A 13675-nucleotide genomic window follows, 5' to 3' on the forward strand; every position below is an offset into this window, starting at 1 on the left:
CCGATGCTTGTCCGGCTCCAATTTGCCGGCAAAGGCCGCTGGTCGGCTAGCTCAGCCCTGTGTCCTTTCACCGCCGCATCCATCACGCCACCAACGCATCCGTAATCTCATCCAGCAGCGCCGGCAGCCGTGCGCCGAACAGCGCACGGGCCTGGATGATGCCGCCGCGGGCGGTGAATTCGGGGGCTTCCATCAGATCCTCGGGCCTGACCTCGATGTTGACGGCGAGATGGTCGCGGATCGCCATCAGCCAGTTGCGTTGCGCGTCGCTGTAGCTGCGCCCCGCCTTCTCCTCGCGGCCGAGCCAGAGGTTGAAGCGGCCGGCAATGACGGAGGGCAGCGGCTCCAGCGACTCGGCCTCGCCGATGGCATAGCGCACGAGCATGACGATGTCAGCCAGCGTGCCGGCCGGATTGCCGCGGACCTTGTCGGCGGCGAGCCGCTTGTAGGCGCGCCAGATGTCCGGCGGCTCCAGCAGCCAGGGCGGGCGCTTCAGCGCCTCGCGCAATTCGTCGACCGCCTCGTAGGTGAGGCGGCGCTGGGCGTAGGGCAGATGATACAGGATCTGCAGCGCGGTCAGCTCGTTGCGGCGCTCGGTCAGGAAACGCTGGAAGCGGGCGACGGTGTCGGTGGCCTTCTTTTCGTCCCAGCCGGAGGAGACGACTGCGTCGACCGAGATGGTGTCGATGCGGATGTCGGCGGCGGCCTTGACCTCCTTCAACAGGCGCCGCAGCGCCGGATCGTCGAACACAGCGGCAGCCTCGTCCTTGGCGGCGTCGCGGACCTTCTGTTGCTCCGGTTCGGGCGCTTCGGGCGAGACGCGCGTGGCCAGCACGTCGGGATCGATGGCGTCGAGCAGGCGGCTGGCGAGGCCGTGCAGGTCGAGCCCGCTCGCTGCCTTGGCGATCGCCGCGCGGTCCTTGTCGCCGATGCGGCGGTCGAGCGCGGCGAGCCGGCCGGCCAGGGTGGCGAAGGCATCGTCGTCGCGGCGGCCGGCGGCGATGTCGTCGATCAGCCGGTCGAACGAGACCGCGCGCTGCCGCTCCAGCGGCTGCGACACGCTCTTCAGGCTCTCGGTGACCCCGACGGCATCGATCAGCACGAAGCGGGTCTTGGCGTCGGCGTCGGGCGTGACTTCGCGCAGCTTGTCGGGCGAGATGATGCGGGCGCCGCGGCCCTTCATCTGCTCGAAATACAGCTCGGACTTGACGTCGCGCAGGAAGATCACGACCTCCAGCGGCCTGATGTCGGTGCCGGTCGCGATCATGTCGACGGTGACGGCGATGCGCGGATTGTAGTCGTTGCGGAAGGCGCGGATCAGGCCTTCGGGATCGGCGCCGTCGGTCTTGTAGGTGATCTTCTTGGCGAAGTCGTTGCCCTTGCCGAAGACGTCGCGGACGATGGTCGTGATCTCCTCGGCGTGGTGATCGTCCTTGGCGAAGATCAGGGTCTTTGGCACTTCGGTGCGGCCGGGAAACAGCTCGGTGAACAGCGCGTTGCGATAGGCGTCCAGCACGGTGCGGATCTGGTTGGTGGCGAGCACCGTGCGGTCGAGCTGGGCGGCGGTGTAGGTGAAGTCGGCATCCAGCGTCTCGTAGCGCTGGGCGCGGGTGCGCTTGTCACGCACCGGGATCTCATAGCCGGATTTCACCGTGCTGCCGCGCTCGCCGATCTCGGTCCTGATGCGGAAGACGTCGAAGCCGACATTGACGCCGTCGACCACCGAGCGCTCGAACGGGTATTGCGCCACCAGATTGCGGCCGAAGAAGCCGAGGGTGTGCAGCGCCGGCGTCGCGGTGAGGCCGACGATGAAGGCGTCGAAATAGTCCAGCACCTGGCGCCAGGTGCCATAGATCGAGCGGTGGCATTCATCCGTGATGACGAGGTCGAAGCTCTCGATCGGGATCGCCGGATTGTAGGCGACGAGGCGCTCGGTGTCCGCGCGCGCGGTTTCGAAAGAGGAGGCCTCTTCCTCCTCCTCGGCCAGCTCCTTGCCGGTGAGGACCGAATAGACCCGCTGGATCGTGGCGATGACGACCTGGGCGTCCTTGTCGAGGCCGGCGGCGCCGAGCTTCTGCACGTTGTAGATTTCGGAGAAGGAGCGGCCGGTGCCGGGCGGGCGAAAAGCGAGATATTCGTCGCGGGTCTGGCGCACGAGGTTGGCGCGGTCGGCCAGGAACAGGATGCGGCGGAAGCCGGCATGGGCGAGAAGGCGATAGGACAGCGTGCAGGCCGTGAAGGTCTTGCCGGCACCGGTCGCCATCTGCACCAGCGCGCGGGCGCGGTTCTGCCGCATCGAGGCTTCCAGCGCCGAGATCGCGTCGCTCTGGCAGGCGCGCAAGCCGTCGGTGATGACTGGCGGCATCGCCTGCAGCCGCCCGCGCAAGGTGGCGGGCTCCTTGAGCCAGCGCTCCAGCGTCTCCGGGCGGTGGAAGGCGAACACGCGGCGCGAGGCCGGGTCGGGGTCGGCATGGTCCCTGAACAGGGTCTCGGTGCCGGAGGCGACGTATTCGAACCGGACCTGGCCTTCGGCCCGGACCAGATGCTTGGGGACGCTGGCGATGTAGCGCGAGGCCTGTTCGGCAAAGCCGGACAGCGTGGTGCCTGCCGGCTTGGCCTCGATCACGCCGCAGAGTTTGCGCCCAACGAACAGGCCGTAGTCGACGGGGCCGGAATCGGTCTGAAATTCGCGGACGGCGACGCCGAGGCCGGCGCCGAGATTGAGCTCGTCCTTGGACTGGATCAGCCAGCCGCATGCCTCAAGCTGCCGGTCGATCAGCGACCGGGCCTTGTCCTCCGGATGGAAGGCAGATGGCTCCATGAGCAACTTCTAGGCGAAGCGGGGCTGCGCCGGAAGGGGCTTTGGTGCTGGCAGGAGCGGATTCCGCAGGGCGCGCGCTCAGCAATACCCCGTCACGCCGCACGCATAGGGCAACCGGAACATGTAGTTCGTGTAGCCTTCGCCGCCGTAATACGGGCCCTGGTAGTCATACGAGAACGCGCGGCCGTAATAGCCGGGGAGTTCCTGGCGGCCGAGCAGCAGGGGCGTCGAGGGCAGCATCGGGGAGATGAGCGAGTCCTGGTCCTTGACGACGACGACCGGCGGCGGGGCCTTGGCGGCGCGGCGGGCCTTGTAGTGGACGACCTTGTCGTGGATGCCAGGCAGGTCGGCAGCGAGCACGACGCCATTCGCGGCGGTGGCTGCCAGCAGCATCATGATGACCAACATACGCATTCTGCTCTCCAGCCTTCTGAACACATCAAGTCTCGCGCTGTCGCCGTGGCCGGCGCCCGCGACGTCGGGTGCCGCGCGATTCCATGGACGGTAGGATGGGGCTTTTATGGTTAACGAAAACTTTCCCGGCTCGAATCCGGGCTGCAATCGCCCGTAGAAGGACGGGCTTTTTCAGCTTCTGTTAACATCTGCTGGTGCAAGTTTACGGCCGCCGGCGATTTTGAAGGCTGGCGGAACGAAGGGCCGGAGGTCCGCGTTCGGGACAGAATCTCTGCTGCATTTCATCAGAGTCTCAGACCAGAAGGTTTCGAGCATGTCGGTGATCCCGTTTTGCGCGTCGGCGCGCCAACATTCGCAATCACGGACAGGCTCATTCCATACCGATCATGCTGCCATCGATGAGGACGGAGCCTGCCTGCGGGCGCTGGCGGTCAGCCGGCAGATCGCGGCGACGGCGCTGCCGCTCGCAGGGCAGATGCATGCGCGGATGCTGCACCAGATGACATGAGGCGATGAGTTAACGAGGGCGCGGTTCGAGAAGCCGGCAACGGCCCGACCGTGGGACGAAGGAGAGCGCGGAAGCCCAGGGGGGCTGCCCGCGCTCTCTTTGTTTTTGGGCGAAGCTCTCGCGCGATAGCGCCAGTGTGGCCCGATGGTGGACGTTGCGGGAGCGGTGGCCTCATGGTTCGAGACGCGCCAAGAGGCGCTCCTCACCATGAGGGTCGAAAGCCGGGGCGGCACTGCACCCCCGACAATGAACACGCCGAGAGGCGTGTTCATTGAGAGGCCCCCGGTCGGAGGGCTGAGATTTGCAACGTCGCCGCAAACTCGGACCTCGTCCTGAGGAGCCCGCCGGAGGCGGGCGTCTCGAAGGACGGCCGCAAGCGCTGGTGACAGACGCTTGCGGCGCATACGTCAGTTCAACGCGTGGTTCGCTGCTTACGCGTTCAGCGCCTGCTCGAGGTCGGCGATGAGGTCTTCCTTGTCCTCGATGCCGACGGAGATGCGGACGATGTCGGGGCCGGCGCCGGCCTTGATCTTCGAGGCGTCGTCGAGCTGGCTGTGCGTCGTCGAGGCGGGGTGAATCACCAGCGAGCGGGTGTCGCCGACATTGGCGAGATGCGAGAACAGCTTCAAATTCGACACCAGCTTGACGCCGGCGTCGTAGCCGCCCTTGAGCGAGAAAGTGAACACGGCGCCGGCGCCCTTCGGCGAATATTTGCGGGCGAGCGCGTGGTACTTGTCCTCGGGCAGGCCGGCATAGCTGACGGAGGCGACCGCCGGATGCTTGCTGAGATATTCGGCGACCGCCTTGGCATTGTCGCTGTGCTTCTGCACGCGCAGCGGCAAGGTCTCGATGCCGGTGAGAATCAGGAACGCGTTGAACGGCGACAGCGCCGGACCCAAATCGCGCAGGCCGAGCACGCGGCAGGCGATCGCGAAGGCGAAATTGCCGAAGGTCTCGTGGATGCGGATGCCGTGATATTCGGGGCGCGGCTGCGTCAGCATCGGATATTTGTCGCCGCTGCCGGCCCAGTCGAAGGTGCCGGCGTCGACGATGATGCCGCCGATCGAGTTGCCGTGGCCGCCGAGGAACTTGGTCAGCGAGTGCAGCACGATGTCGGCGCCGTGATCGATCGGGCGGATCAGATAGGGCGAGGCGAGCGTGTTGTCGACGATCAGCGGCACGCCCGCCTTGCGCGCGACCTGCGCGATCGCCTCGATGTCGGTGATGGTGCCGCCGGGATTGGCGATGGATTCGATGAAGATCGCCTTGGTGCGCGGGCTCACCGCGGCCTCGAAGCTCGCGACGTCATCGGTGTCGGCCCACACCACGTTCCAGCCGAAGCTCTTGAACGAATGCGTGAACTGGTTGATCGAGCCGCCATAAAGCTTGCGCGCGGCGATGAACTCGTCGCCGGGCGACAGCAGCTGCTGCAGCGCCACGACCTGGGCGGCGTGGCCCGAGGCGACGGCAAGCGCGGCCGTGCCGCCCTCGAGCGCGGCGACGCGCTCCTCGAGCACCGCGTTGGTCGGGTTGCCGATGCGGGTGTAGATGTTGCCGAACGCCTGCAGGCCGAACAGCGAGGCGGCGTGGTCGGCGTCGTTGAAGACGAACGACGTGGTCTGATAGATCGGCGTCGCCCGGGCGCCGGTGGTCGGGTCGGGCTGGGCGCCGGCATGAATGGCGAGGGTGGCGAATCCGGGGGCACGTTCGGTCATGGTGTTTCCTCGTGGGCTTGGATCCCGCGCGCGGCGGCGCCGGCCGGCACGGGGATCGATGATGGGAGACGGTGTCGATAGCGCGTCGTCGTGCGCCTCCGCGTCATCCCGGCGGAGGACATTTGCCAGCGGCCGGGATGCCGTCAAGGCGGCAGGCGATGTCATCTCCGATTTGGAATGCGTTGCTGTGTCGCGCGGCGGTCGCGACACGTTCCTTTCGCAAATGCGTCAGGTCGGATCGCTTCTGTCCTTCGCGGCACGGTCGGCCGCCGTCGTGGCGCCGCCGCCGACGCTGGTGCGGTTCAGAGACAGGCGCATGCCTTGCGTGGGGATCGGTGCGCGCTTGGCGCTGATGGTGCGGGAGTTGACGCCCATCCAGGAGATCTCCGAGGACAGCCGGCCATATTCAATCTTGGGGCAGCGGTTCATGACCACCTTCATGCCGGCGGCCTCGGCCTTCTCGGCCGCGGCATCGTCGCGCGCGCCGAGCTGCATCCAGATCACCTTCGGCAGCGGCGACAGCTTCAGCGCCTCGTCGACGACGGGCATGATGTGCTGGGAGCTTCGGAAGATGTCGACCATGTCGAGCGGGCGGCCGATGTCGGCCAGCGAGGCGACGAAGGGCCGGCCCATCAGGCTCTTGCCGACATGGCCGGGATTCACCGGGATCATGTCGTAGCCGCGCTGCACCAGATATTTGAAGGCGAAGAAGCTCGGCCGGATCTCGGACGGCGATGCGCCGACCATCGCGATCACCTTCACGCCGTTGAGGATGCTGCGGATGTAGTCGTCGGGATAGGTGTCGTGATTCATGGGCGTGCGCTTCTGTGAGTTATCGTCATTGCGAGCGCAGCGAAGCAATCCAGGGGCTCGGGTGGGACTCTGGATTGCTTCGCTGCGCTCGCAATGACGGAGGAGAGAGCGGAGAGCGATCACTCATCCCGCCAGGTCGGTGTCCGCTTCTCGATGAAGGCGCCGATGCCTTCTTCCGCGTCGCGGGCGAGCATGTTTTCGGTCATCACCTCTGCCGCATAACGATAGGCGTCGGCAAGGTTCATCTCGGCCTGGCGGTAGAACGCCTCCTTGCCGAGCTTGATCGTATGCGCGGATTTGCGCGCGACTTGTTGTGCCAGCGCAATCGCGGTGTCGCGTTCCGAGCCGGGCGTCACCACGCGATTGATCAGTCCGATCTCGCGGGCGCGCGGAGCCGGAACCGGCTCGCCGGTCAGCAGCATCTCCATGGCCTGCTTAGCGCTGACGTTGCGCGACAGTGCCACCATCGGCGTCGAGCAGAACAGGCCGATATCGACGCCGGGCGTCGCGAAGGAGGCGCGCTCGGAGGCAACGGCGAGATCGCAGCTTGCGACCAGTTGGCAGCCGGCGGCGGTGGCGATGCCCTGCACCGAGGCGATCACGGGCTTCGGCAGCTGCACGATCGCCTGCATCATCGCGCTGCAGGCATTCATCAGCCCGGCGAAGAAGGCGCGGCCGCGATCGGCATCGGCCCTGCGGGCGGTGAGCTCCTTCAGGTCGTGGCCGGCACAGAAGGCCGGACCGTTGGCGGCGATGACCACGGCGCGAACCGCCTTGTCGGCGCCGATCTCGGCGAGCGCCTGGTGCAACTCGGCGATCAGCGCCTCCGACAGGCTGTTGCGCTGGGCCGGCCGGTTCAAGGTCAGCACGGCGACGGAGCCGGCCATCTCGCGCAACAGGATCGGCGCGTCGGCAGAATGGGCGAGGGCAGGGGCGGACATTCCGATTTCCCTTATGGGTTTCCCTTTGGCGTTTTCCGTATGGGCGCGTGTTGGCGGCTAATGTAACAGAAGGCAACGACACAAAGCAGGGGGAGACATGACGGCCAAGATGACCATTTCGGAGCTGGAGGCGTTCCTGCACGCGGAATTTCCGCAAGCGTTCCGGACCGGCGGAGACATCGCGATCGAAAGTGCGGACGGCAAGAGCTGCGTGCTGCGGCAGCGCTTCAACGAGCGCATGCTGCGTCCCGGCGGAACCGTGTCCGGGCCGACGCTGATGGCGCTGGCCGATTTCGCGATGTACGTCGTGCTGCTGTCGGCGATCGGCCCGGTCGGGCTCGCCGTGACCACGAATCTCAACATCAACTTCCTGCGCAAGGGCGCCGCCGGGGCCGACGTGCTGGCCGAGGCGCGGCTGCTCAAGCTCGGCAAGCGGCTGGCCGTAGGCGAAGTCACTCTGCTGTCAGGGGAATCCCCCGATCCCATCGCTCATGTCACGGCCACCTATTCCATTCCGAATGCGTGAGCTTTTCGAGGGTATTATTGCACCATATTTGCAAGTGGCTGGTTTCATTGCAGGAATTTTGCTTCGGTGGCGTTGACGAAAGCGGGGCGCTTCTCTAGAAGCTGCGACCAGTTCGGCGCGTCATCCGCGCCGCATTCTCCCTGTCACGGATATCTCTCATGAAAACCTTTTCGGCAAAGCCGGCCGAGGTCCAGAAGAAGTGGGTCGTGATCGACGCCAAGGGTCTGGTCGTCGGCCGTCTCGCCACGCTGGTCGCCATGCGGCTGCGCGGCAAGCACCTCCCGATCTACACCCCGCATGTCGATTGCGGCGACAACGTCATCATCGTCAACGCCAAGCACGCCGTGTTCACCGGCCGCAAGCGCGAGCAGAAGACGTATTACAAGCACACCGGCTTCGTCGGTCACGTCAAGGAGCGCACCGCGCGCCAGATCCTCGAGGGCCGCTTTCCGGAGCGCGTGCTCGAGAAGGCCGTCGAGCGCATGATCCCGCGTGGCCCGCTCGGCCGCGTGCAGATGGGCAATCTGCGTGTCTATGGCGGACCTGATCATCCGCACGAGGCGCAGAACCCCGAGAAGATCGACATCGCGAAGTTGAACCGCAAGAACACGAGGGCCGCATAAGATGGCCGAAAGCATCCAGTCTCTCGATCAGCTGTCGCAGCTCAAGGGCGCCGTCACCGCTCCCGACGCTCCGAAGTATGAGAAGAAGGTCGACAAGTTCGGCCGCGCCTATGCCACCGGCAAGCGCAAGGACGCGGTCGCCCGCGTCTGGATCAAGCCGGGCTCCGGCAAGGTCACCGTCAACACCCGCGACATCGAAGTCTACTTCGCCCGTCCGGTGCTGCGCATGATGATCGAGCAGCCGATGGTCGTCGCCGCCCGCAAGGGCCAGTACGACGTGATCTGCACGGTCGCCGGCGGCGGTCTGTCCGGCCAGGCCGGCGCGGTCCGTCACGGCCTGTCCAAGGCGCTGACGAACTTCGAGCCGGAGCTGCGCAGCGTCCTCAAGAAGGGCGGCTTCCTGACCCGCGACTCGCGCGTCGTCGAGCGCAAGAAGTACGGCAAGGCCAAGGCCCGCCGCTCCTTCCAGTTCTCGAAGCGCTGATCTCCCAGGCGATCCGGCTTGTGCCGGATCAGCTGGTCTCCAATACGAACGGGCGCCCTCGCGGGCGCCCGTTTTGCTTTGTGCGACGCTTTTGAGATCAGGCGCTGGCGCGGCGCGCGGTCAGCCACTGGTTCGGCGCCAACGGCTTCGAGACGACACGCACCTCGCCGATGCTGCCGATGAAGCCGTCCGACGGCGCGCGATCCCACCAGCCGCAGCCGAGCGCCCAGGGCTGGGACGCCGCGACGCTGGCAAGGCCATTGCCGCCGATCACGCTGCGCACGACCGGCGCGCCCTCGATGTAGAGCACGGTCGAATTGTCTTTGGGATCGTTGACGATCGCGAGGTGATACCAGGTGTTGAGCATGATCTCGCCGGACCAGTCGGTCTGCGGCTGGCTGGTCGCGCTCGACGGCACGATCTCCCACTGCACCTCGCGCAGGTTCGATATCGCGAACAGGATCGGCGGCGATTCCGGATCGCCGCCGGCATAGTTCGGCAGCCAGCCGCGGTTGCCGAAGCGGGTCAGGATGTTGCACCAGGCGTGATCCGCGGCCTTCCAGTTCGGATCGATCTTGATGAAGGCCTCGACGGTGTAGCCCTTGGCAAAGGTCGCCGCGTTGATCGGCGCATTGGCCGCTGTCGTGAACCAGCTGAAGCGGCCGCCGCCCTGCTTGGTGGTGTTGAGGAACTGCACGCTGCCCGGCGCCGACGACAGGCGGTGCTTGTCGGCGGTGAAGACGACGTCGGCCGCTTGAGCGGCACCGGCGAGCGCGGCGCGTTGCATCGGATTGCCCGAGGTCAGGTCTGGCAGCGCGGTGCCGGCGGCGACGGCCTTGCCGATCGCTGACGACGCGATGCGCCAATGCGCCACGGTTTCGGCGATCAGCGGGTAGTCCTGCTCGTTCGCGGGCGGCACCACCGCTGGCTCGGGCTGTTCGGTGTAGTTGGCGTAGAGGTCCTGCTTGACGCGCGGCAGGATCGGCGTGCCGGCGAACGCCGGGAGATGGCAGAAGCGGGTGAAGCGCGAGAAGCGGCGCTGGAAGTCGATCTCGATGGTGAATTCGTGGTTGTCGTCGGACAGCCAGGCGCGATCGAACTGCTTGAGGCTGTTCTTCGGCTTTTGTACGACCCAGGGCGAGAACGAGGCGACGTCGATTCTGTTCTTCGTGAAGTCGAACTCGTACAGCCGCATCAGGCCGTTGCCGCCCTGATAGGCCATCTGATAGTCGACGACCATCTCATGCACGGGATTGTGGAAGTCGTTGAACTTCGTCAGATGCGCGCCGCCATGATAGTGGCCGTTGAGCGTCATGAAGATCTGGTCGTTGCGGCGGATCAGCCTGTCCCAGAGATACTGGCCGTACGGCACCTCGAGCGGGCTGACACCGTCATTGGCGATGTTGAGCAGCTGGTGATTGGCGAGGATCACAGGCAGCATCGGATAGCGCGCGATCATGCTGTTCGCCCAGGCGATGGCATCGTCCGAGGCGCGCCAGGACAGCGACAGCACCATGAAGCTGACGCCGCAGGCATGGAACACATGCGCCTCGTGCCAGCCGCTCGGGTGGCGCTCCAGGAAGGTGCGCTGCTTGGCGGCGCGACTGGCCGGGAACCAGGACAAATACGGCTCGGACGGGGCGCGCTGCGCGTCGGTGCCCGAGCCCTGGCTCGCCGCGGTCTCGAACTCAAGCGCCTGCAGCACGTCGTGATTGCCGGCGAGCACCGAGTAGGGGCGGCCGGCGTTCTCCAGCAACTTCATCGCGGCGTCGGCGACCGCCCATTGCTGCGGATGCTTGACCTGGTCAACGACGTCGCCGAGATGGATCGTGAACGGGATGTGGTACTTCGCGGCATTGTCGACGATGAACTGCGTCTGCGCCGGGTAGGGCGTGCTGCCATATTGGCGCTGATAGGCCTGGCCTTCCTCCGACGTCGCATAGCGCGAATAGAACTGCGTATCCGGCAGCACCGCGAGCGCGAAGCTGGTGGTGACGTGATGATGGTGGTGATGCATGCGCCATTGCCAGTGCGCCTGCGCCTGGCCCGGCAGCATGCTGGCGCCGAGGCCGAGCGCCGACACGCCCATGGCGTTGCGCAGCAGCGTGCGGCGATCGACGCCACCAGCCGGATGATCTGCCGCGGATTTCTTGTCGTTTGTATCGTCGTCGAAAGACATTCTCGTCCCCTCGTGTGGCCGCTTTGCCCCTGTCGGGCCGTGTTAGGGAGAGATGATCTCAAATTTGAGAAAGTTTCTTATCGTTTCGATGAGCGTCCGCAATCGGGTGTGAAATGGTTCATATGTCTCGCTTTCATACTCAACTAACAATGACCGGCGGCTGATGGTGCGCAATCCCAGCGAGTGTCGTTTACGGGGGCCATCATCGGTTTTGAATCCTGTTTGCAGCATTTTTGCGCAGCAATTTGCCGGCGAGTTGCGTCGAGCTTTTCGAGAAAACTTGGCATCCCAGGCAAACCTCTTTCCAACAGACCACCCGGTAGCTTGATCGCACTAAGGCCGCGCTAACCCTGAGTTCCCCGCACGGCCGCAGCAACCGAGGTGACGCATGGCGCTCGACAGCATGACGCTCGACATCGTAGCGACAATGGTCGCGGCGCTGCTTGGCGCCATGTTGCTGTATTTCGGACGGCAGGAGAACACGCCGGCGCTGCGCTGGTGGGGGGCTGCCTACATCCTCGGCGCGGTCGCGATCGCGCTGTGGACCCTGGTCGCCGACAGCTATGGCGAGGTGATCTCGCTGCTCCTGAGCTCGATCGGCCTGATCGCCACCGCGATGGTGTGGAATGCGGCGCGCGTATTCCATGGCAAGTCGCCGAGCGTCGCAGGCCTCGCGCTCGGCGCCACCGTCTGGATCGCCAGCGGCATGCTGCTCGATCCCGCCGCGCAGGCGCTGCGGCTGACCATCGGTGCGGCGATCGTCGTGATCTATGCGATGCTCACCGCGGCCGAACTCTGGCAGGAGCGGCGGCGCACGCTGCACAGGCGCTGGCCGGCGCTGATCGTGCCGGCGATGCACGGCTTCGTGCTGATGCTGCCGATCCTGCTCGGCAACATGCTGCGCGATGCGGATGGCGCCTTCGCCGCCGCCTGGGTCACGATCTTCTCCATCGAACTCGTGCTCTATGCGGTCGGCACAGTGTTCGTGATCTTCATGCTGGTGTCCGAGCGCATCGTGTCTGCGCACAAGCGCGCGGCGACGACGGATCCGCTCACCGGCCTGCTCAACCGCCGCGGCTTTGCCGATGCCTGCGCGCAACTGATCGAGCGCGAGGCGCGCGCCGAGCGGCCGGTCAGCGTGCTGATCTTCGACATCGATCATTTCAAGTCGATCAACGACCGCTTCGGCCATGCCGAGGGCGACGAGGTTCTCAAGGTGTTCGCCGACGTCGTCGTCGACAAGCTGCGGCTGACGGATATCTCGGGACGGATCGGCGGCGAGGAATTCGCCGCGCTGCTGCCGTGCTCGATCGAGGAGGCAATGGTCGCGGCCGAGCGCGTGCGCCAGGCGTTCGCGGCCTCGGGCGTGGTGTGCGAGGAAAAGCCGGTCGACACCACCGTCAGCATCGGCGTCGCCGGCGGCCCAGCCGGCACCGAGCTCGACGTGCTGCTCGCCGCCGCCGATACCGCGCTCTACAAGGCCAAGCGCTCGGGGCGCAATCGTGTCGAAGCCTCCGCCGAGCTGCCGCTGTCGCTGGAGCGCTACCGCCGCCAGCGCGCGGCCGCCGCGACGGCCACGCCTGCGCCGCAAGCCGGGCAGGCGGCCATCTCCAGCTGACGCGCGGCTTTCTCTCTCCCCTGGTCTGGGCTAGACAAACGGTCCAGCAATCAGGGGAGGCCGCCAGATCATGATCACCGAAATCGCCCAGATCGACGTCAAGCCGGGCACGGAAAAGGATTTCGAGGCCGCGGTTGCCAAGGCGCGCGCCGCCTTCGGCCGATCCAAGGGCTTTCACGGTTTCGAGCTGCACAAGTCGATCGAGAAGCCGCAGCGCTACCGGCTGATGGTGAAGTGGGAGACGCTCGAGAACCACACCGTTGATTTCCGCGGCTCGGAGAACTTCACCGAATGGCGCGGCCTGGTCGGCCAGTATTTCGCCTCACCTCCTGATGTCGAGCACACCGAGACGGTGCTGAATTCGGCGGGCTGAGCAGCGCGAGCCGCGATCATGACGCATGACGAGCTGGTTGCGGCCTACACCGCCCCGGGACGGCACTACCACGATCTCGGTCATATCGAGGACTGCCTTGCCCGGCTCGATCGCGTCGCCGATCTCAGTGTCGGCGACCGCGAGATCCTGACCCAGGCGATCTGGTGGCACGACGTCGTCTATGATCCCACGCGGTCCGATAATGAGGAACAGAGCGCCGTTCTCGCCGAGCAGCATGTCGCGCCTGACATGCGAGACGAGGTCGGCCGCCTGATCCGCCTGACACGAACCCATGATGTTCCCGCAGGCGACCGCCGCGGTGCGCTGCTGGTCTCGATCGACCTCGCGGTTCTCGGCGCCGACGAGGCGACCTACGACGCTTATGCGCGCGCGATCCGGCGCGAATATGCCCATGTGCCGGACGACGCCTATCGCGCCGGCCGCGCGGCCGTGCTGGAGCGGTTCGCGAGCCGGCCCGTGATCTATCCCGATCCCGCCTTCGCCGCGGCGCTGGACGGACAGGCGCGGGCCAACCTCGCGCGCGAGCTGAGGCAATTGCTGACTTAGCCGGGATGCAGCCCGCGCAGTGATTGCATGTGCTGATAGCGCTTGCGTTTTGCTGCCGTGCGACATGCAATGAGACGACATGCGCGCCGTCCT

The 13675-nt window shown here is 65.9% G+C and carries 13 protein-coding genes; 7 read left to right on the top strand and 6 right to left on the bottom strand.

The window, feature by feature from the left end; translation table 11 throughout:
• Positions 1-82: 82 nt before the first annotated feature.
• Both ACQR0Z_RS23225 and ACQR0Z_RS23230 read right to left on the bottom strand, forming a co-directional pair.
• Positions 83-2821: a DEAD/DEAH box helicase family protein gene (locus ACQR0Z_RS23225; protein WP_434920180.1), complete on the bottom strand. Its 2739-nt coding sequence runs from the start codon at positions 2819-2821 to the stop codon at positions 83-85.
• A 78-nt stretch (positions 2822-2899) separates the two neighbouring features.
• Positions 2900-3235, bottom strand: coding sequence for a hypothetical protein (locus ACQR0Z_RS23230; RefSeq protein ID WP_434859197.1), 336 nt, complete (start codon positions 3233-3235; stop codon positions 2900-2902).
• Positions 3236-3548: 313 nt separating this feature from the next.
• On the opposite strand from ACQR0Z_RS23230, the gene ACQR0Z_RS23235 reads away from it, so the two are divergent.
• Positions 3549-3743 (top strand): hypothetical protein, encoded by a 195-nt coding sequence (locus ACQR0Z_RS23235; protein ID WP_434859196.1) that lies wholly within the window; start codon positions 3549-3551, stop codon positions 3741-3743.
• 431 nt (positions 3744-4174) lie between these two features.
• Here ACQR0Z_RS23235 and ACQR0Z_RS23240 read toward each other — a convergent pair whose 3' ends face one another.
• The 3 genes from ACQR0Z_RS23240 to ACQR0Z_RS23250 all read right to left on the bottom strand — a co-directional run bounded on the left by ACQR0Z_RS23240 (position 4175) and on the right by ACQR0Z_RS23250 (position 7212).
• The gene (locus ACQR0Z_RS23240) at positions 4175-5458 is read right to left on the bottom strand and encodes an O-acetylhomoserine aminocarboxypropyltransferase (RefSeq protein ID WP_434859195.1); all 1284 of its coding nucleotides are present in this window, start codon (positions 5456-5458) and stop codon (positions 4175-4177) included.
• A 228-nt stretch (positions 5459-5686) separates the two neighbouring features.
• Complete coding sequence (locus ACQR0Z_RS23245; RefSeq protein WP_015666483.1) at positions 5687-6271, bottom strand: CoA-binding protein; 585 nt, start codon at positions 6269-6271, stop codon at positions 5687-5689.
• A gap of 119 nt (positions 6272-6390) precedes the next feature.
• A complete protein-coding gene (locus ACQR0Z_RS23250) occupies positions 6391-7212 on the bottom strand; it encodes an enoyl-CoA hydratase (RefSeq protein ID WP_434920181.1) in 822 nt (273 codons plus the stop codon).
• Positions 7213-7309: 97 nt separating this feature from the next.
• Between ACQR0Z_RS23250 and ACQR0Z_RS23255 the strand changes: the two genes are divergently transcribed.
• The 3 genes from ACQR0Z_RS23255 (at position 7310) to rpsI (ending at position 8845) form a co-directional block, all read left to right on the top strand.
• Entirely contained in the window at positions 7310-7738 is a 429-nt protein-coding gene (locus ACQR0Z_RS23255) for a PaaI family thioesterase (RefSeq protein ID WP_434920182.1), read from the top strand.
• A 158-nt stretch (positions 7739-7896) separates the two neighbouring features.
• Positions 7897-8361, top strand: a complete 465-nt coding sequence (rplM, locus tag ACQR0Z_RS23260; RefSeq protein ID WP_008966110.1) for a 50S ribosomal protein L13 — start codon at positions 7897-7899, stop codon at positions 8359-8361.
• A gap of 1 nt (position 8362) precedes the next feature.
• The gene (rpsI, locus tag ACQR0Z_RS23265) at positions 8363-8845 is read left to right on the top strand and encodes a 30S ribosomal protein S9 (RefSeq protein ID WP_006611043.1); all 483 of its coding nucleotides are present in this window, start codon (positions 8363-8365) and stop codon (positions 8843-8845) included.
• 97 nt (positions 8846-8942) lie between these two features.
• Here rpsI and ACQR0Z_RS23270 read toward each other — a convergent pair whose 3' ends face one another.
• Positions 8943-11024 carry a LamG-like jellyroll fold domain-containing protein gene (locus tag ACQR0Z_RS23270; RefSeq protein WP_434879850.1) on the bottom strand — a complete coding sequence of 694 codons (2082 nt, stop codon included), beginning with the start codon at positions 11022-11024 and terminating at the stop codon, positions 8943-8945.
• 388 nt (positions 11025-11412) lie between these two features.
• On the opposite strand from ACQR0Z_RS23270, the gene ACQR0Z_RS23275 reads away from it, so the two are divergent.
• The 3 genes from ACQR0Z_RS23275 to ACQR0Z_RS23285 all read left to right on the top strand — a co-directional run bounded on the left by ACQR0Z_RS23275 (position 11413) and on the right by ACQR0Z_RS23285 (position 13582).
• The gene (locus ACQR0Z_RS23275; protein WP_434859190.1) at positions 11413-12642 is read left to right on the top strand and encodes a diguanylate cyclase; all 1230 of its coding nucleotides are present in this window, start codon (positions 11413-11415) and stop codon (positions 12640-12642) included.
• A 70-nt stretch (positions 12643-12712) separates the two neighbouring features.
• Positions 12713-13015, top strand: a complete 303-nt coding sequence (locus ACQR0Z_RS23280; protein WP_434920183.1) for an antibiotic biosynthesis monooxygenase family protein — start codon at positions 12713-12715, stop codon at positions 13013-13015.
• An 18-nt stretch (positions 13016-13033) separates the two neighbouring features.
• Positions 13034-13582 (top strand): HD domain-containing protein, encoded by a 549-nt coding sequence (locus ACQR0Z_RS23285; RefSeq protein ID WP_434920184.1) that lies wholly within the window; start codon positions 13034-13036, stop codon positions 13580-13582.
• Positions 13583-13675 lie beyond the last annotated feature (93 nt).

The sequence above is a fragment of the Bradyrhizobium sp. HKCCYLS3077 genome, assembly GCF_051167555.1.
Lineage (GTDB): Bacteria > Pseudomonadota > Alphaproteobacteria > Rhizobiales > Xanthobacteraceae > Bradyrhizobium.